Raw genomic sequence first — 19254 nt, 5'->3', positions numbered from 1 at the left:
CGACCGGCTGTAAACGCGTAAAGGGCTGGCCATTGGCCAGCCCTTTACGCGTTTAGCGACAATGCTTCGGTGCAGGCGCGCGGCGCGGTCAACGGCCGGCGTTACGGTTTCACACGAGACTGTTTGCAAGCGATGACCAAGTGCTATTAAATACCTGCCGAATGAAACTGCAAATCATACAACCGCTTGTAGTACCCATCGATCCGCAACAACTCCTGGTGGGAACCTATTTCTTTCATCTCGCCTTTGTCCAGCACGATGATTTTATCAGCCTTCTGTATGGTAGAAAGCCTATGGGCAATGATGATGGACGTGCGGCCCTTCATCAGCGTGTCGATAGCCCGTTGAATCAGCCCTTCGGTTTCGGTATCTACCGATGAGGTAGCTTCGTCCAATACCAATATTTTCGGATCGTGTACCAGCGCGCGGATGAATGAGATAAGCTGGGCCTGCCCGGAGGACAGTGTAGCCCCACGTTCCTGTACTTTATAGTCGTACCCGTCCGGCAACCGCATGATGAAGTCATGTGCGCCCACCTGCTTGGCGGCTTCAACAATTTGCTCACGGGTGATGGCCGGGTCATTGAGGCTGATGTTGCTGGCCACGGAGTCCGAAAATAAGAAAACATCCTGCAGTACGGTAGCGATAGTACGGCGCAGGTAGTTAAGCTCGTACTCACGGATGTCTGTACCATCCAGCCGTATAGCGCCTTTGTTTACTTCATAGAAGCGACTGAGGATATTGATGGTAGAAGATTTCCCAGCGCCTGTAGCGCCCACCAACGCCAGCGTTTCGCCGGGGTTGACTTTGAAGCTGATGTCCTTAAGTACCCACTTTTCTTCGTCGTACGCAAACCATACGTTATCAAAGACAATTTCCCCCCGGATGGTGGTGGGCTGTTTGGTGCCCGTATTGGGGGTTTGCTCGTTGGTATCCAGTACGGAAAAAATCCGCTCAGCGCTCACCATGCCCATTTGGAGCGTGTTGAACCTGTCCACCAATTCACGTATCGGGCGGAAAATCATGTTGATGTACATGATAAATGAGACAATGACACCGGGCGACAGTTCGTCTGCCAGTACCTGTTTGGAGCCGTACCATACCAGCAATCCCAATGCGATGGCCATGATGATTTCAATGACCGGGAAAAAAATTGAAAAATACCAGTTGGCCCGGATATGCGCATTGCGATGTTCTGCATTGGCCGTCTTGAATTTGCGTATTTCCTGGTCTTCGCGGGCAAAATATTGGATAATGCTGATACCCGAAATGTGTTCTTGTAAAAACGTATTCAGGTTGGATACCCATTTTCTTACATCTTGAAATGCCGACTTCATTGCTTCCTTGAAAATGTAAGTTGCAGCAATCATCAAAGGCATCGGAATCAATACGACGAGCGTGAGTCTCCAATCCGTGTAAAACATCACGCCCAGGATAACGACCAATTGCAGGATATCGCCGATGATTTGGATAAGCCCCTCGGAAAAGATGTTGGCAATGGTTTCCAGATCCGATATGGTGCGGGTGATGAGCCGGCCAATAGGCGTATGATCGAAATATTTAAGGCGCAGCCGCGTAATATGATTGAATACCGCAATGCGCAAATCACGGATAACCGATTGGCCCAAGGTGCTCGTCATCAGGGTATGGTAATAGCGGATGACTGTTTGAAACACTAGTAGGCCAAGCATGAGCATCAGCATAAGCCGGAGGCCGTTGGCATCATGCTGGAGGATGAATCGGTCGAGGGTATATTCGACCAGCATCGGTAGCGCCGGGGCAATACCTGCCATGAGGATAGTAAGCAACACGGATATGATAAAAATGCCCTGATAGGGCCTTACATAGCGCATCATCCTGCGTAGCAGTTGCGCATCATACGTTTTGCCAGTTATTTGGGGTTCGCTCATGGGTTAGGTACAAAAGTACGATTTTGTGGCGTATCTTCGTTCATGATTTGTCAAACGGCGCGCCGTGCCGGTGCTTATTCCGTTGAGGTAAGTAGCCTGTTGAGCGCGTCCAATGAGACATCGGCATCAACGACCTCCCCACTGGGGCGGATGAGTACGTAACGTGGCAGTTCTGTAAGGTATAAGGAGTCTATCAGGGGTTGCTGAATCTCTTTTCGCAATTTATAATTGTGTTGCAGGCCTAAGGGCGGGCTCCATTTTTTCCATTGGCTGAATCGGCTGTCGACCGACAAATGGATGAGGGCTATTTCTTGTTGCTTAAGTGCGGAGGCCTGTTCATCAATCCGTTTGATAGCGGCATATCCAGCCTTATCCGCGCTGTTCCAGAAACAAAGAAGGAGGTATTTATACGTATCAAAATCCGGCCATGTTAATTGTTTCAGTCCCTCGTCGACCGCGATCACCTGTGTTGCCGGATTTAATTGCTGAATGGGATTCATGATACGGGTTAAACGTTGGATGAGGTCAATGCCATATTTGGTTCGCCGAGCACTGTCGGGCATCGCCTGATACAATTCGTTATAAGCGATTGCATACGTCCGGTGTGCATTAGTTGTATAGGCCAGAAATAAGGATGCTACTAAAGGCTTTTTTTGTTGGATAAAACGTTGCGTGACCGTTGATTCCTGGTCGGCCGTCTCACCGGCTGTGTCTTGCTTCTGGGCGGCCATGCCACTGCCGAACGTATAATGTAGGGCTTTTCCCTCGGCCTCGGCTTGCTGTTCATCCAGCGCTTCCTGCCAATCGTTTAATAACGCCTGTTCGTTGCTGCCCCCTTGGATCGAAAATTTGGCTTTGCTAATGGAACCCGGATGATCAAAAAAACGATGGTCGAGCATTAACTTGGCATCGCTTTTTTCTAAATATACGGGGATGTACGCTGTCCAATCCAAACCATCAGTACCCCTGCGGGTGGATTTGCCGTAGATTTCCAAGAAATAAACCTCATGCATGGGCAATTGGTTAACGACGAGTGTAAATTTGCCGTTTCGGGGGGCAACTGCAGCTAATGAGTCTTTTTTCTTGTCATTAAGCAATTTTACGCTGGTTATTTCGGGGTTTTCTACGTCACTCAATATTCGCAGCGTACCCATTGCAGGCTCATACGTGGTATACGCGGCACTTGTGTCTTTTTTGTTTGACCCGGACCGGCAACCCAAAAAAAAGGCAAATAACGCAATGCTGAAGGGCAGTAGCGTAGGTAATACACTCAGGGTTAATGATTTCATCCTCAAATTTAGCAAAAAAAATGAGTAGGAGATCCTAAAGGAAGGGATACATCACTTCAGTAAGATACAGACCGCACGCCGGGACAGAGGTGCCCGCCACCGAGCGGCTTTTGCTACGGATGACGGTGTGCATGTATTCCGGTGGGTGTTCGCCCCGTCCGACGTCCATCAGGGTCCCCACGATAGCCCTTACCATATTGCGAAGAAACCGGTTCGCGGAGATATAAAAGACCAACCGTTGTTCATCGGCCCATTGCCATTCTGCCCGCGTTACGCGGCATATATTGGTGTGCACCTGTGTATTGGACTTACTGAAGCACGAGAAATCTTCATACTGCTGCAAAATTGCTGCAGCTTCGTTCATTGCGCCGACGTCAGGTACACTGCGCAACTGCCACGAACGGCCACGTAGAAAAGGATCCTTTTTAAAATGAGTATGGTATTCATAAGACCGTTGCACCGCATCAAACCGTGCATGGGCATCCGGAGCAACGGCGATAAGTCTTTTTGCAGCGATATCATGCGGGAGCAATGCATTGATACGGTAAAGCAATGCATCCGCATCGCCGATGGTGGCCTCATGCGCCACATCGAAATGTGCAAAAAGCTGTGTCGCATGTACGCCGGTATCCGTACGGCCACATCCTACTGTGCCGATGGGTTCGCGTAGCAGCGTGGTCAATGCCTTATCCAGCAGTTCCTGCACGGTCAACGCGTTGGGTTGGATTTGCCAACCATGATAAGCCCCGCCGTCAAAGGCGATTTCGATGAAATAACGTCTGCGCGTGGTTTCCACGAGGCAAAGGTATGAAATTAGCTTTATGCCGTAAGTCTCAAGTGGCAGGCAGTAAGCGATAAGTCTAAAACGAACAGTAATCCAGCAAAAAAAGAAACAGCAAATTTACGAATCACCAAATTAACGTATCTTTGCAACCTATGATATATCTGACACGGCGCGAACGGTTTAACGCGGCGCACAAATTATACCGCGATGAATGGACGTTGGAACAAAACGAGGCGGTGTTTGGCAAATGTTCCAACCCGAATTGGCATGGCCACAACTATGAGCTTTTTGTAACGGTTAAGGGCGAAGTCAACCCCGAGACCGGGTTTGTCATTGATTTGAAGGAGCTGAAAAACATCATCATGTTTTATGTGATCGACAAGCTGGATCACAGAAACATCAATATGGATGTGGACTTCATGCAAGGTAAAATGGCGTCTACGGAAGTGTTGGCCATTGAAATATTCAATCAATTGAAGCCGCATGTAGAGGCGCATGACGTTATTTTACACTCGGTGCGGTTGGTTGAAACGGAAAACAACTCCGTTGAATACTTTGGGGAATAACGCTCCGTTGACGAACTAATGCATACGAATATGGAAAACAATTTTCCACTCAACGAGGAAGAAATTGACGGATACGTCAAAATCGATCGCTATAATCCTGAAAAGGTAGCCCGTATTGCAGCGCATTACGCGGAGATTCTCGAATTATTGGGGGAAGATCCCTCCCGTTCGGGACTGGTGAAAACGCCCGAGCGGGTTGCAAAGGCACTTCAGTTCCTTACCCATGGCTATGACCTGGACGCAGCAACCGTATTGCGCAGTGCCATGTTTGAGGAGGAATATAGCCAAATGGTGGTCGTCAAAGATATTGAAGTCTATTCCATGTGCGAACACCACATGTTGCCCTTCTTCGGTAAAGCCCATGTAGCATACATCCCCAATGGCCATATTGTTGGCTTAAGCAAAATCCCACGGGTGGTGGATATCTTTGCGCGCCGTCTACAGGTTCAGGAGCGCCTTACCAATGAGATTCGTGATTGTATACACAAGACCTTGCAGCCGGCGGGGGTGGCCGTGGTTGTCGAATGCAAGCACCTGTGTATGTGCATGCGCGGCGTGCAGAAGCAGAATTCCGTGACGACGACGTCTGCCTTCACGGGTGAGTTTGTGCATGAGCGTACCCGTAACGAATTTCTCCGGCTGATTACCGCGTCGTTAGGCTAACGATGCAGCGGGCTTAAAACAGCCGAAGCCCAATCCGTATCGCGTCTTTCCCGCGCATTCCCGGTCGGGCACCGAAAGAACGGGCATAGATAATCCGCAGGTTTTGCCACTGCAATCCGACGTGCGCTTCGCCATAATGGGACACCTCTTTGGTGTTAAGGTAATGCAGCCCGATGATTTCCTGTAGCTTGAGTTTGCGGAGCAGGGGCACCTTGCTGGTCAACAACGTAGACAGATTGTACTCACCATGTGCCTCCGCGAAATTTTCCGTTGTGCTATGCTGGTAATAATCCAGCAGCAGGAACGTACTCAGTTGCTGATCGCTGATGAGCGTACGCGTACCGTTGAAATGGCGGTAATCCGTGTAGTACAGTTGTTTGCTGCTCAAAAACGTGCCGGCGATAAGGTCGACGGACAGCTGGCCGTACAACCCCATAGCAATTTGTGTTTTGTACAACCGGGCTGTCAGCAAGTCATAAGCTGCGTCGGCCCCGAAAACCCCCGGTATGGCCTTGGTGTAATTTAGCGATAGCGTGGGCCATTTGGATGGCAAGTACACCCGCCTGTTCGGATAGGTTTCGTACCGCGTGCCAAAGTCGTAGCTGACACCCAACGAGACCTTAAACGCCTGGTTTTCGTCAAATAGTGGTATGTCTTCAGCGGGGACAAACGGATTGTTTGAGGTTAGGTACTGTTTGTTGTGCTCCCAGAAGGTGTAGTCGGTGCTGTTGGGCAACCAAACGCGGTTTTCCCATATCGCCGAAGCGGACAACTTCACATTCGCAGGCAGCGTATATTGCCAAGAGGCCCCGCCGAAGGCGCGCTCATACACTTTCATGTAGTTGCGGCCGAAGAAGGTGGTGCTGATGGTGTTAAATAGTGGCGGCAGCGAGCCGCGGTTGTTCAGGTCCTGCACGGTGCTGCCCCCATAGAGTCCAAAGGTGCTTTTTCCCCACGGAAACGACGTGCCCAGATAGCCGTTGAAGCGCTGGTTGGCAAAGCCGTAGCGGACATTGCCGTATAGGGTGAAGTTGCGGTTGCGGACGGTGTCTACCTGCTTGACATATTGAGCACCATAATGGAGTGCCAACCCTTCCACACTGTTGAAGAGCAGCGACGTGGCAAGGCCATCGAACGAAAGGCGCCAGCGTTCTGCACGATTACGGTAAGTATACCCCCCCGCGAGAAAGCCCATAGGTTTAAACCGGTTGGCCCGTCTATCCACCGAGTCGAGGTATTCCTTTGATTCACGCCGCCGTTGTATGCTGTCTTTGCGGACATAATCCAACTCTTCCTCCTCCGTAAGCAGTAAGGGGCGGTGTGCTGCCCAATAGTCAGCGTCCCGCTTATTGACCCCCTCCGTAATGCGCAACGCTTCGTTGAAAAGGCGCTTTTTGATGGTGGGCTGCAGGTTGTAATCGCTGTATACCGCGGCGAAGTAGCCGCCTACGCGAAAGCCTAGCAACCCACCCACGAAATCGAAGCGGATACTTGAGGGTTGCCATTGCTGGTTTTCGAGCGGGATAAATTCCTGCCTGATGCTGAGTGTATCGAGGATATTGACGCTCGATTCCTTCGTGAGCTGGAGGTTGACTCCATAGATGCGCCAAGAGCCATCTATGATGTAAATGTCGCCCGCATAGAGCGGTTCCGCCTTGCGACGGGGGATGACCTGTATTTTGTTGATCGTAAGTCCGTTTTCTTCCGTGGTCCCTGACAGGCGATAGCGGTAGTAATTCAGTGCGTTGTCAGCGATGGGCGATACAAATGGCCGTGCGCTCAGCCCTTCAATAATGGGCTGATGATTTTCGTAAAAGTTCAGCTTTAAGTCGGCTGCCCGGTTGAAGCTGAACGCTTGGTTGTTGCCCGAAAATTTGGAGCTGATCATCTCCTCATGGAATTTATCCGGCGGCTGCACGGTGATGCGGGATTCGGATTCGGAGAGGTATACAATGCCGGTCCGGTTGGAGTCAAGCCCCATCTCCCGCGCCACCTGATCGACATCAAACCCCAAGAATTTCTTCGGCGCCTGCAATAGGCGCTGCACGCCTTTGATATACACCTTGGCAGTGTAAGGTGAGGCCTCATTCAAGTGCTTCTTGCGGTTGCGGATAGCCTGCCGGATAATGGCATAAGCCGGATCTTCTCCATGGCCGATGACCACTTCGTCCAGCAGGTAAGCCTCGGTGTGCAAGGCAACAGTGAGGTGTGTGTCGCGGGGTACCGTCACCTGTTGGGCGGCCTGCCGGTAACCAACGGCCCGAATGAGCAGTGTGTGCTCACCGGACGGCAGCTGAAGCTTGAACACTCCTTCGCTGTTAGCCGATGTACCGGTGGTGGTGTTCGCTTTATAAATGCTGGCAAAGGGTACCGGCTGGCCGTGTTCATCCCTGACCTGCCCGCTCAATGGATACGTTTGGGTATGGGCGGGTAAAATAAAGCAATAGGTGAAGATGGTGGTGACGGCGATGATTTTCAGCATGATACGGCAATCCATATAGGTGATCGGTTATGATTCTGACGTCCAAACTTACGAAACGTTACATCGTTATCGTTGTTAAATTGTGTTAAGTTTGCTTACTTTGCGGTTACGATGGATATGTTCGATGACATATTGACGAGCTATCTGGAGCGGACGTGTGATGCTGAGCCTGCTTTATTGCAGCGCATCAACCGGGAGACCTACCTCAAGGAAACGAGGCCTCACATGCTGTCGGGCCATTATCAAGGGAGGTTCCTCGCGCTGCTGAGTAAGCTGGTCGCACCCCGTTATGTGCTGGAAGTGGGCACGTTCACCGGCTACGCGACGTTGTGTCTTGCGGAAGGCCTTGCGCCGGGGGGCGAAATCCACACCATCGACCATAACGCAGAGCTGGAAGCCCGTGTCCGTGGGTATTTTGAGCAATCCCAATGGCACGATGCTATTCATTACCACATTGGCGATGCTGCCGCCGTTATCCCCGAGTTGGCAGGCCTTTTTGATTTTGTTTTTATCGATGCCGATAAGAAAAACAATCACCTGTATTATGAGCTTGCACTCGAAAAAAGCCGTAAGGGCGGCTTGATTTTGATTGACAACGTACTTTGGAAGGGGAAAGTGGTGATGGATGCCGGCGATCCCCAAACCCAGCAATTTGTTTCACTGAACGAACGGCTTGCAGCCGATGAACGTGTAGATAAACTGATTCTTCCCATTCGCGACGGGTTGTTTCTGTTGCGTAAGCGGTAAAGGGAAGCTAAAACCATACGATATGAAAGGAATAAACAAGACGACCATTGCCTTATGCCTTGCCATGTGGTTGACCGCAACGTCAGCTATACACACGATAGCCCAAGAATCACCCCAAGCTTATATCGAACAATACAAAGATGCAGCCATCCAGCATATGGAAGAACACGGATGCCCGGCGAGCATCATCTTAGCTATAGCGATGCATGAGAGCGCACACGGTACCAGTCGCGTCGCCCGCCACCTCAACAATCACTTCGGTATTAAGGGACCGAACGACAGTAAGGAAATCCGTTCGGCCTACAAGGGGTATTCGTCGGTAGAAGAATCCTATCAGGATTTTATCGATTTTTTGAAGCGCCGCAAGCGTACCGTGGAGCTGTTCGACTTGTATGAGCCTCATGAATACCAAAAGTGGGTGCAGGGCATAGCCCGTTCCGGGTATGCGCACAGTACCTCTTGGTCATCCAAGGTCATCAACATCATCCGGAAATACAACCTGCATGAGTTGGATAAAAAACCAGAAGGAATGGTACTTGCTGCAGCTGAAATGCCGGAGGAAGCAGCGTGGTACACGGTAAAACGAGGAGACACCTTATATGACATCGCCCGGAAGTATGGCACAACGGTACAGACCATTCAGCGCAACAATGGGCTGACCGACTCGCGGTTGCGCATCGGACAACAATTGCTCCTCTAAATGAAAGGATACCTATACGCCATTCTCGCTGCCGTCTTCTTTACATCGTGCCTATCCAAGCATGAAGTGCTTCAGAACCCGCGCGTGAGCAGCCGGCCGGTACCGGCGCGGCCAGCTCAGCCGGCACGCAACGCTCCTACCAAACCTGCACAGCCGGCCGCTTCCTACACCAGCACATCCGGTTACGAATACATTGAGCGATATAAAGATATCGCCATTGCTGAAATGGAGCGGTATGGTATTCCGGCAAGCATTAAGCTGGCGCAAGCTTTACTCGAATCCGGAAACGGCAACAGTACACTGGCCCGCGAAGCAAATAATCACTTCGGCATCAAGTGCACTCCGGAATGGATAGGGGGGAAAACCTACAAGGACGATGATCGGCATAACGATTGCTTCAGGGTATACGAACACGCGGAAGAGTCGTTCAAAGACCATTCGCAGTTTTTGCTGCGGAAACGCTACGCGGCGCTTTTTGAACTCGATAAGGACGATTACAAGGGATGGGCGAGAGGCCTTAAATCCGCTGGTTACGCGACGAACCCGCGATATGCTGATCTGCTGATCGACCTCATCGAACGTTACGAACTGCATCAGTACGACCGGCCCGAAAGCCGCACCGCCAAAATCGAACGTGAAAAAGTAGTCCAGACTGAAATCGTCGAAAATAAACCAGAAGAGCTCCAAGTCGCGCAGGCCAAGGCGCCGGTACGTATCGATATCCATGAGGTCAAGCAAGGCGATACGCTGGCTGCTATTGCCCGTAAATATGGCATGTCCACGACAGATCTGATGGATCTAAATGGGCTGAAAACCGAATCGCTGTTTGTCGGCCAGCTTATCTTAGTGTCACAATAAGCTATCACCATCTGCAAAATGGTGTTAAATTTTTCGCCAACTGCAAACTTAACTGTAGTTTTACGACAGTGAAATGTTTGGTTCGTTTTCTATCCGGATTATTCTTGGGCGTATGGAGTCCCGGCTTCACGATGGCGCAAACTGCCGTAGAGGGTATTGTATTTGATAAGCATACGAAACAGCGCATATCTCAGGTATACGTTTACAATACCGCCAACGACGAAGGAGGGTACAACAACACGCGTGGTGAATTTTCCATCCAGGCCTCGCCCGGCGACATTCTGATCGCTGCGGCCAAGGGCTATCATCCCGATACGTTGATGGTAAAAGATAAAAAGATCGTGCTGTTTAATATGGAGCGTTCCACAATATGGCTTGATGAAGTATCGGTCATTGCGCGGCGTAGTCCCGAGGAGCGGCTGGAGGAGAATAAGCGGGAGTATAGCACGGCCTATAGCCGGGGAGATGCGGGGTCGATTTTTTCGGTGGGCCCCACGGGAGCAGGATTGAGCATCGATGCATTATACAAGCTCATCAGCCGGGAGGGTAAAAACTCACGCAGGCTTCAGGAGATTATCGAGCAAGATTACCGGGAAACGGTCATTGACTACCGGTTTACCCCTGAATTGGTAAGTAGCATTACCGGCCTTAAAGGCGAGACCTTGGCTGATTTCATGCGCCAGTACCGGCCTTCTTACTATTTTGTGCTCAGCGCCAATGATTATAACCTCGCGTTTTATATCCGCTCGTCGCTGGTTCAGTACCGGCAAAACCCTGCGGCCCGGCGATTACCCCCGCTTCCTGAAACGGAGAAATAGGGAGGGATGCACCGTTGGATACGCGGCGCAACTGGGAGACTTGCTCCGCTCGTCCCCCTAGGTTGCTTATGCGCATCCAAGGATGCCTTGGAAGGAGAGGAGAAACATAGCGGGTGGCACCGTTGGATACGCGGCGCAACTGGGAGACTTGCTCCGCTCATCTCCCTAGGTTGCTTATGCGCATCCAAGGATGCCTTGGAAGGAGAGGAGAAACATAGCGGGAGGCACCTTTGGATACGCGGCGCAACTGGGAGACTTGCTCCGCTCGTCCCCCTAGGTTGCTTATGCGCATCCAAGGATGCCTTGGAGGAAGAAGGGAAAGCACACACGGGTGCGCGGGATCCCTAAGTGGAGCAACGGCGCAAAACTAATTTGCTAAGAGCGAAATCGAAGGAGAAATAGGTCGCTTAATGAAAAGCAGCACGATATTTGCTAATTTAGCGGCAGCTATGAGACAACAGTTTTACTTTTTGCTTACACTCCTGCTTTTGGGCGTTTCGATAGGAAAGGCCCAAATCTATGATTTAGACGAGTTGCGGCGCAAGCCGGATTCCAACAGCCTCAAAGTCGAACGGCCGGAATTGGATATACGTCCGGTTACGTTGCCTGTATCCGCCTTGGATTTGCAGGTGATCTACTGGCGGCACTGGTCGTCCTTTGGTATCAACGCCAACCAGGCATCGTTCAGCGAAAACTGGCAGTCGGGAGGTGTCAACTCCATCTCGGTAGGGGCTCTGATCAATCATAAGTCCGATTATACGCGCAACAACACCAACTTTGTCACCGAGCTGAACCTGCAATACGGAAAGATGAAAAACAGGGATCAGCTGCCCCGGAAAAACAACGACCGGATTTTTTGGGACAATAAGCTTTCATTGAGGATAGCCAAACACTGGTCGCTGTTTACGTCGCTCACGTTTGAAAGCCAGTTTGATATTGGCTACCATTATGGTGTAAGTTCCAGTGGCCAAGATAGCATCACGGGTGTGCGTTCCAATTTCATGGCTCCAGGCTACCTGACCGAATCACTTGGTATCGAGTATAAGCCGGACAACACTTTTTCCCTGCGTATCGGCACAGGCACGGCTCGGCAGACGTTTGTGTGGGACGACAACGTGGTGCCAACGGCGGGCGACGGGTCGCGGTATGGGGTCGAGCCCGGCAGACGCTTCCGCAATGACCTGGCGTTCCAGCTCACGGCCAACCTGGATCGCAACATCGGGCAAAACCTCAATCTTAAGAGCCGTTACAACATGTTTGCCAACTATGAAGAGCTAAACGATCCGGCCCACCGCCTGGATGCGACGCTCATCGCTTCGGTCACCAGGCTGATCAATGTGTCGCTTACCGGTATCTTGGTGTACGATAGTCGCCAGCATACCGACATTCAGACGAGCCAGACCCTGGCACTGGGCCTGCTTTATAAAATCCCAAAGTAAATTAGCCTATAAAAATTTCACTATATAAATTTAAACAGGCTCTTCGTGTGTATGGCAAAAGCAAGCATTCCTCCCGTACGTACCGTCATTTATATTGTGTTTGCAGGGCTTGTTCTTTCGGCGTGCAGCACTGATCGCTATGCGAAAACCAACAAACTGCATAAACAGCAATTGAAGGCGCTTACCGAGCAGCTGCGGCAGCCATTGCCTTACGCCACACCCCGCCTGGTGGTCTCGTATGACACCGCTGGCAACACCACGGTCTTAGAAGATCAGCAGGCAAAGCGTGACGCCCATTGGGTTGGTGCCATTCATTTCAACCTGCGTAAACCCAACTACGTTATTATCCACCATACCGCGCAAGACAGCCTGGCGCAGACGCTGCGCACTTTTACGGTGCCCCACTCGGAAGTGAGCGCCCACTATGTGATTGGCCGTGACGGTGAGGTGTACCAGCTGCTCAACGATTATGTGCGCGGGTGGCATGCAGGGGCCGGCAAGTGGGGCAGCGTGACGGATCTCAATTCGGTATCATTGGGTATCGAATTGGATAATAACGGAAATGAGCCATTTCCCGAGGCTCAACTATACAGCTTGCTGAATGTGTTGGATACGCTCAAACGGAAGTATAACATCCCTACCGCTAATTTTATCGGGCATTCCGACATTGCGCCTGCCCGGAAGGTCGACCCCAGTGCTTTCTTTCCCTGGAAACGGTTGGCTGAACGCGGATTTGGCCTTTGGCCGGATAACGAGCTGGTGGAGCCACCGGAACATTTCAATCCCGTGGATGCCCTACGCATCATCGGCTACGACACATCCAATCTGGATGCCGCCATCGGCGCATTCAAGCTACATTACGTCCAAACCGATGTCAGTCCCAAGCTGACGGACTACGACCTCCGTGTATTGTACAGTCTGTACCGGAAACTCTGAAAAAGCAGCGCGAACAGCACGACGCCGGCGCAACCTACCAAATTAAGCCAGAGGAAGGCCATGGCATCGGACCACCACAGGGCAATGACGATCGCTTCGGTGAGGATGGCTGCCCATAACACAGCTCTGCCACCCGCTCGCTTGACATAGAAAGCCACGACGAAGATGCCGAGTATGGTGCCATAGAACAGCGAACCCAGGATGTTCACCGCCTCCAGCAGGTTACCCAATTTGCTCGCATATAGGGCGATGATGACGCAGAATATACCCCACGCCAAGGTAAACGCCCGCGATGCGGAAAGGTATCCGCGCTCGCTGGCTGTCTTACTGACAAAGCGCTTATAAATGTCGATGACCGTTGTGGAAGCCAACGAGTTGATGGCACTGGCTGTAGCGCCCATGGACGCCATAAAAACGATGGCTACCAACAAGCCGATGAGCCCTTTGGGGAAATTTTCGGTGACGAAAGACAGGAAGATGTAGTTGTTGTCATTCGTGTCGGCCAAGCTGTCGTTTTCCTGCATCAACGCTATCAAATCCTGCCGCACCTCCTTCGCCTGTGCGTCGGCATGGCGTAGCTGTTCACGTACATCGGCGATGACCGCTTCATCACCCTGGTCAAGCGCTTCGGTAAGCCGGTGTATCTGCTGCTGCTTTTCGCGGAAGATCAATTCGTGCTCGGCCTTCAGTTCGTCTACCTGGGCAGCGTATCCGCTGTTTTCGATTTTATTGAGCTCATACTTATTGAAAAAGATGGGGGGGCTGTTATATTGATAGTAAGCAAACACCAATATCCCAATGAGCAGTATGGCAAACTGCATGGGCACCTTGAGCAAGCCGTTCATCAGTAAGCCGATGCGGCTATCGCGGATGGAGGAGCCCGTGAGGTACCGCCCTACTTGGCTTTGGTCGGTGCCGAAGTAAGAAAGTTGCAGGAAAAAGCCACCGATAAGGCCGCTCCATAAGGTGTATTGGTTGTTCCAGTCGAATGTCAGATCAATGGCATTCGCCTTGCCCGATTTGCCTGCAATATGCAACGCTTTTCCCAAGCCGATATCGCCTGGCAGCATGTATACAACCAATACGCCGGCCGTCAGCAGCCCGCCGAAAATGATGGTCATTTGCAGCATCTGGGTATATGATACCGCCTTCGTGCCGCCATATACCGTATAGAGTACGACCAAGGTGCCGATAAACAAGGTGGTATAGACCACGTTGATTTGGAGGATGCTGGATAAAATAATCGCGGGTGCATAGATGGTGATGCCCGTGGAGAGCCCTCGTTGTATCAAAAACAGCAGCGCTGTGAATGCACGTGTGCGGACATCGAATCGTTTTTCCAGAAACTCATAGGCCGTAAAGACCCGCAGGCGGTGAAAAATAGGCACGAAGGAGATGCTGAGCACGATCATGGCTAATGGTAAGCCAAAGTAAAATTGCACGAAACTCATGCCCGACGAATACGCCAGTCCGGGTGCGGAAAGAAAGGTGATGGCGCTGGCCTGCGTGGCCATCACGGATAGTGCTACGTGGTACCAGGGCAAAGATTTGTTGCCCAGCAAATACCCATCGATATTCCGGATACCCCTGCTTTTGTATACGCCGTAAACGACAATCAGTAACAGCGTGCAAAACAATACCGCCCAGTCCGTCGTACTCATTCGAAATAAACGGTGAACAAGTAAAACAGTAGGATTAATACCAGCAACCAAGCGGCTACGATCCAGTAAAACCGCTTCCAGTTGCGCACAAAGGGAGGCAGTCCCTTATCGGTCATGCTCGCGGCCTTTGAGCAGGTTGCCAACGAAGAAGCCGGCAAATGCTAGCCCTACTACCGCACCAATAAGGGCGGCAAGAACGCTTTCCTGTATGAAGCCGCCAGTCAAGCCGCCAAACAGTGCGCCAAGCAGGTAGAAGTAGTTGTTAACCTTTGTGTCCTTCGTGGGCTCTTCAATATGTTTTTCCATGTTCAATTAATATAGCTGTTTGATCAATTGGGTTTTGCAAGCAAATTTACAAATAATCTATATGCGCCCGGCACGCCGGCAGGCAATTGCCTGAAAAAAGCCAGGGATGTATAAACAAAGTTACCTTTGCCGTAAGGCGCTACGAGCAGCGAACCATCGCTGGGCGTTTCACCAGGGTCGGCCATCCGAAGCGGCTGCTCATAATGTTTGTCTGCAACGCCGGCAAAATACAATCCGCGCTCCTGTATCCACCCGTCAAAATCGGCGGCCGTAATCTTGTTCGGGTAGTTCAATATCCGGCTATCAGGGCTTAGGATGGTTACGGGCGCTGTCTCATCTGTTACCCGGTTGCGGGAAAGCTGCAACGGGTAAGGTCCCAATTCCACGGGTTGCAGCCCGTTGCTCACGTTGTACTGTACCACCAAGGTGCCTCCGTTTTTTACGTATTCCAATAGACGGGGTTGCAAGTGCCGGATACGTTCATTGACGTTGTAGAGCCGTACGCCCGTGATGACGGCATCATACTGGCCAAGCTTTCCCGAAAGAACGTCCTGTTCGGAGAGCACGTCTACCTGCAGCCCGATTTCACGCAGCGCTTGCGGAATCAGATCGCCAGCTCCGGGCAAGTAACCAATGCGGGTAGCCGACACGCCGGTCTCCACTTTGCTGAGGCGCGCAGCCGCGGGGGGAAACCACGTAATGCGGGGAATGTGTTCGTATGCGATGGTCCGAATGGCGTTAGCCTGTGCCGTGGTATCCCCGTATTGCAGGACAACACGTAGGGAATCCGTGAGCGATGTTTGCGGCGCGGGATAGATGGTGAATTTAGCGACAGTTTCTTCAGCCTTGGCCGAAAACGCCAAAGGAAATCGTTCCGGTTCGGCACGCCAACCCCCGGGGAGGTGTAGTGCTGCGGTTGCGGACACCTCTTCTTGGGTGTGCGCGGTAAATACCACTTCAAGCGTTTTAGGTTCTGATCCATTGAATACCAGCGCTTTTTGGCCGAGGTTGGCCGTAATCTTCGGTGCAATAGCAAGTGGCTCATATACCTCGCCACGCACGGGATGCGTGTATTTGTAAACGATTGGGCGCTCGAACGTCAGTTCCTGCCCGTTAATCCGCAGCGCGACAGTTGTCGTGGGATTGTCACTGTTTCCGGGGCGCCCTACGTCCTCTTGGCGGTCCACCACAAAGCGGCCCAGCCCATGCGGCTGGCGCAGCCAGTAAGGCTGCGTGATGGCGGAGGCGTCAAAAACGGAAGACTCCTCATGCAACTCATTAAACGAAAGTGTGGTCGGGCCTACCGACACCTCAATGCCGGGCCGACGTACAATGAAAGCTGTGCGGACAGGAATTTGCTCATCCACCGCAAACATGGCTGCAGGGGCATAACTTTCAAACCATATGCCGCCGCAAGCGAGAATGAGGTCTTTGATTTCAGCTGCCTTTTGTGTTTTCCAATACCCATCGGTTAGCTTTTCCACCTCCTTGAGCAGGGCCAAGAGGTCATTGATGGATTTTTCAGGGTGTTCCATATCAAATCCCTGGTTGATCGTTGCAATCAGCGGCGGGATGTTGTCACTACCTGGAACCCGCTTCCATGTTGTTTCAATCCCGTCGAACAAGTCTTTTTCCGGCGCGTCGCCCCGCAACACTTCAAAACGTTCCACGCTATTGCCTCGCTGGCGGGCCGATCCGAAACCCTGGCTCTTATGGTTTGAGCGGCTTTCTGCTGCAATCTCCCCATAGGACTGGCCAATATACGGGTTATATTCGCCGATATTGGTCAGGAAATGGCTTGAAGACGGAGGCGATCCCTGGAAAAAGCTTGACGTATTCCAAAGCAATCGTTTGGCTTGCCATACCGACACCTCGGCGAGCTGTTCCGGAAAGCGCTTTGGATCCGCAGCCGCACTGAAAGCCTCGATTGCCAGTAAAGCAGACGCCTGATGGTGCCCATGGCCGGCCCGTTCGTCCGGCGGGAAGCGTGTGATAATAACGTCAGGCCGGAATTTGCGGATGACCCAAACAGCGTCAGCCAGGATTTGGTCCCGCCCCCAAATGCGGAACGTTTCATCCCATGTTTTCGAAAACCCGAAGTCGATCGCTTTCGAAAAGAACTGTTCGCCGCCGTCTACGCGCCGCGCAGCAAGCAATTCATTGGTGCGGATAAGCCCGAGTTCCTCGGCCTGTTCAGTACCGATAAGGTTTTGTCCGCCATCGCCCCGGGTGAGCGAAAGGTAGCCCGTCCGGTAACGCTTCTCTTTGGCCAGCCAAGCAATCAGCCGGGTATTTTCATCATCAGGATGCGCAGCAAAGTAAAGCACCGATCCGAGGGTATTTAGCTTGTTGATGGCCTGCTTGATTTCGCCGGCATGCTGCGGCTGCATGGTTTGGCCAACGGATGGTAAGGTCGTGGTCAGAAAAATTAGGAGATTGACAATGATTCTTACGTTCATGGCACTAAAGATAGGGCTTTGGGATGAACAAACAAAAGCCGTCCCGACAACATCGGGACGGCTCCTGCAAATTAACAATTAAAAAATCATTTAAATCTTAAAACCGCAGCATTCAATGCTTATGCATAAGCGTGTGGATTATTTCTGCCAACAGATAGAAACGGCTTTAAGAAGTTAACCTTTAACAACGGTAAAGATACGAGATATACCTGACATAAGACCAGCTTTCTGCAACAAGTTTTCCACAAAAGACTCGTTATGAACATCGTTTTGTGGAAAGCCAACGGGCGGACTTACGCCTTATCAATAGCGTCCAGCACGCGTTTCATGAAGGTATTTAGCGCTTCCTTACGTTCCATTCCACCCTTTACGAGCTTATCCACTTCAATCGCACCGTACATGTTTGAAATCAACTCACCGATGACATCAAGTTCCTCGTCTTTCAGCGAGAGCACGTCAGTCAGCGATTCGAGCGTCTCAATGGCTTCGAGCACGTAGTCCTGGTCGTTTTGCTCAATGAATTCGACCAGGTGTTTAATTATGGGTAACTTCATTCAGCAATTCAATTAATGGGTCAAATTTATTGGTCTGTACCTGATTTACCAACTGGCCACCCTTAAATGCCGCAAAGGTAGGCAGGTTGCTGACATTGGCCAGCTGCCTGGATTGCGGAAAACGTTCCGCGTCGGCGATGACAAAAGGGATTTGCTCGTTTTCCGAGGCCAATTTTTTAAACTTCGGTTTCATAATTTTGCAATTGCCGCACCAGGTGGCTGAATATTGCACTAATACCACGTCGTTATTTTTTACGATATCGGCGAGGTTATCGTTTTCTAATTCCTGTAACATACTAATCTTGTTTTTTTGTGTAGATCCTTACTGGAAGGGATAAGGATGCCCGAAAAGCCGGATGACGTTTTCGGGCATTCGCCATAATGAGCCTGTGTTAGCTCAATGAAACTTGACTGGCAAGGTAGCTGGCTACGCCGTCGCGGGTGGCGTGCATGGCTTCTTTGCCTTCTTCCCAGTTGGCGGGGCATACCTCGCCGAATTTCTGAACGTGTGCATAAGCATCGATCAGGCGGAGGTATTCCTTTACGTTACGTCCCAAGGGCATGTCGTTTACACTTTCATGGAAGACTTTGCCATCTTCGTCGATGAGGTAAGTGGCGCGGAATGTTACATTCGAACCTTCGAAAATGTATCCAAATTCGTCACTTTCCTTTTCTTCACCTTCCAAGATGCCCAATACGCGAGAAAGGTTACGGTTGGTATCAGCAAGGATGGGGTACGTTACGCCCTCGATACCGCCATTGTCCTTTGCAGTGTTTAACCAAGCAAAGTGTACCTCGTTGGTATCGCATGATGCGCCAATAACGATGGTGTTGCGTTTTTCAAATTCGGGCAACGCTTCCTGAAATGCATGCAATTCAGTAGGGCACACAAACGTAAAGTCCTTTGGATACCAGAACAACAATACTTTCTTTCCTTTTTTAGTTGCCTCTTCGAAAACATTGATGGACAAGTTATCGCCGAGGTAATCAATCGCGTCAACTGTAATACTGGGGAATTTTTTTCCTGTAAGACTCATAGTTAATTTGTTTATTTTTTGACGATGCAAAAGTACGCTTTATCT

The 19254-nt window shown here is 51.0% G+C and carries 19 protein-coding genes; 9 read left to right on the top strand and 10 right to left on the bottom strand.

What is annotated here, in order from left to right; all coding sequences use genetic code 11:
• Positions 1 to 146: 146 nt before the first annotated feature.
• The 3 genes from JHJ32_RS18775 to truA all read right to left on the bottom strand — a co-directional run bounded on the left by JHJ32_RS18775 (position 147) and on the right by truA (position 3995).
• A complete protein-coding gene (locus JHJ32_RS18775; protein ID WP_079718461.1) occupies positions 147 to 1910 on the bottom strand; it encodes an ABC transporter ATP-binding protein in 1764 nt (587 codons plus the stop codon).
• A 74-nt stretch (positions 1911 to 1984) separates the two neighbouring features.
• Positions 1985 to 3199 carry a thioredoxin-like domain-containing protein gene (locus tag JHJ32_RS18770; RefSeq protein ID WP_200122015.1) on the bottom strand — a complete coding sequence of 405 codons (1215 nt, stop codon included), beginning with the start codon at positions 3197 to 3199 and terminating at the stop codon, positions 1985 to 1987.
• Between the two features lie 34 nt (positions 3200 to 3233).
• A complete protein-coding gene (truA, locus tag JHJ32_RS18765; protein ID WP_200122014.1) occupies positions 3234 to 3995 on the bottom strand; it encodes a tRNA pseudouridine(38-40) synthase TruA in 762 nt (253 codons plus the stop codon).
• A 140-nt stretch (positions 3996 to 4135) separates the two neighbouring features.
• On the opposite strand from truA, the gene JHJ32_RS18760 reads away from it, so the two are divergent.
• Both JHJ32_RS18760 and folE read left to right on the top strand, forming a co-directional pair.
• On the top strand, positions 4136 to 4549 hold the full coding sequence (locus JHJ32_RS18760; RefSeq protein WP_079718457.1) for a 6-carboxytetrahydropterin synthase: 414 nt from the start codon (positions 4136 to 4138) through the stop codon (positions 4547 to 4549).
• 30 nt (positions 4550 to 4579) lie between these two features.
• On the top strand, positions 4580 to 5212 hold the full coding sequence (gene folE, locus JHJ32_RS18755) for a GTP cyclohydrolase I FolE (RefSeq protein ID WP_079718523.1): 633 nt from the start codon (positions 4580 to 4582) through the stop codon (positions 5210 to 5212).
• Positions 5213 to 5225: 13 nt separating this feature from the next.
• Here folE and JHJ32_RS18750 read toward each other — a convergent pair whose 3' ends face one another.
• Complete coding sequence (locus tag JHJ32_RS18750; protein ID WP_200122013.1) at positions 5226 to 7709, bottom strand: DUF5686 and carboxypeptidase regulatory-like domain-containing protein; 2484 nt, start codon at positions 7707 to 7709, stop codon at positions 5226 to 5228.
• A gap of 96 nt (positions 7710 to 7805) precedes the next feature.
• Between JHJ32_RS18750 and JHJ32_RS18745 the strand changes: the two genes are divergently transcribed.
• The 7 genes from JHJ32_RS18745 to JHJ32_RS18715 all read left to right on the top strand — a co-directional run bounded on the left by JHJ32_RS18745 (position 7806) and on the right by JHJ32_RS18715 (position 13192).
• Entirely contained in the window at positions 7806 to 8441 is a 636-nt protein-coding gene (locus JHJ32_RS18745; RefSeq protein WP_200122012.1) for an O-methyltransferase, read from the top strand.
• Positions 8442 to 8463: 22 nt separating this feature from the next.
• The gene (locus JHJ32_RS18740) at positions 8464 to 9141 is read left to right on the top strand and encodes a glucosaminidase domain-containing protein (RefSeq protein ID WP_079717487.1); all 678 of its coding nucleotides are present in this window, start codon (positions 8464 to 8466) and stop codon (positions 9139 to 9141) included.
• A complete protein-coding gene (locus JHJ32_RS18735) occupies positions 9142 to 9999 on the top strand; it encodes a glucosaminidase domain-containing protein (RefSeq protein WP_200122011.1) in 858 nt (285 codons plus the stop codon).
• Positions 10000 to 10103: 104 nt separating this feature from the next.
• A complete protein-coding gene (locus JHJ32_RS18730) occupies positions 10104 to 10817 on the top strand; it encodes a carboxypeptidase-like regulatory domain-containing protein (protein WP_233632756.1) in 714 nt (237 codons plus the stop codon).
• A gap of 6 nt (positions 10818 to 10823) precedes the next feature.
• A complete protein-coding gene (locus JHJ32_RS18725; protein ID WP_200122009.1) occupies positions 10824 to 11165 on the top strand; it encodes a hypothetical protein in 342 nt (113 codons plus the stop codon).
• A gap of 101 nt (positions 11166 to 11266) precedes the next feature.
• Positions 11267 to 12256: a DUF3078 domain-containing protein gene (locus JHJ32_RS18720; RefSeq protein WP_233632755.1), complete on the top strand. Its 990-nt coding sequence runs from the start codon at positions 11267 to 11269 to the stop codon at positions 12254 to 12256.
• A 51-nt stretch (positions 12257 to 12307) separates the two neighbouring features.
• The gene (locus JHJ32_RS18715) at positions 12308 to 13192 is read left to right on the top strand and encodes an N-acetylmuramoyl-L-alanine amidase (protein ID WP_200122007.1); all 885 of its coding nucleotides are present in this window, start codon (positions 12308 to 12310) and stop codon (positions 13190 to 13192) included.
• Here JHJ32_RS18715 and JHJ32_RS18710 read toward each other — a convergent pair.
• The 6 genes from JHJ32_RS18710 to JHJ32_RS18685 form a co-directional block, all read right to left on the bottom strand.
• Complete coding sequence (locus JHJ32_RS18710; protein ID WP_079717482.1) at positions 13150 to 14853, bottom strand: sodium:solute symporter; 1704 nt, start codon at positions 14851 to 14853, stop codon at positions 13150 to 13152. The two genes, JHJ32_RS18715 and JHJ32_RS18710, sit on opposite strands and share 43 nt — an antisense overlap.
• A 105-nt stretch (positions 14854 to 14958) precedes the next feature.
• Complete coding sequence (locus JHJ32_RS18705) at positions 14959 to 15159, bottom strand: hypothetical protein (RefSeq protein ID WP_200122006.1); 201 nt, start codon at positions 15157 to 15159, stop codon at positions 14959 to 14961.
• 23 nt (positions 15160 to 15182) lie between these two features.
• Positions 15183 to 17618: a PIG-L family deacetylase gene (locus JHJ32_RS18700; RefSeq protein WP_200122005.1), complete on the bottom strand. Its 2436-nt coding sequence runs from the start codon at positions 17616 to 17618 to the stop codon at positions 15183 to 15185.
• A 293-nt stretch (positions 17619 to 17911) separates the two neighbouring features.
• The gene (locus JHJ32_RS18695) at positions 17912 to 18172 is read right to left on the bottom strand and encodes a hypothetical protein (protein WP_200122004.1); all 261 of its coding nucleotides are present in this window, start codon (positions 18170 to 18172) and stop codon (positions 17912 to 17914) included.
• Positions 18153 to 18467, bottom strand: a complete 315-nt coding sequence (locus tag JHJ32_RS18690; RefSeq protein WP_079717506.1) for a co-chaperone YbbN — start codon at positions 18465 to 18467, stop codon at positions 18153 to 18155. Before JHJ32_RS18690 ends, JHJ32_RS18695 begins: the two co-directional genes overlap by 20 nt.
• A 97-nt stretch (positions 18468 to 18564) precedes the next feature.
• Positions 18565 to 19209 carry a peroxiredoxin gene (locus tag JHJ32_RS18685; protein WP_079717478.1) on the bottom strand — a complete coding sequence of 215 codons (645 nt, stop codon included), beginning with the start codon at positions 19207 to 19209 and terminating at the stop codon, positions 18565 to 18567.
• Between the last annotated feature and the right edge of the window lie 45 nt (positions 19210 to 19254).

Origin of the sequence: Parapedobacter sp. ISTM3, from assembly GCF_016533505.1 — a bacterium.
GTDB classification, from domain to species: Bacteria; Bacteroidota; Bacteroidia; order Sphingobacteriales; family Sphingobacteriaceae; genus Parapedobacter; species Parapedobacter luteus.
This window is presented reverse-complemented; position numbering and strand designations above follow the sequence as displayed.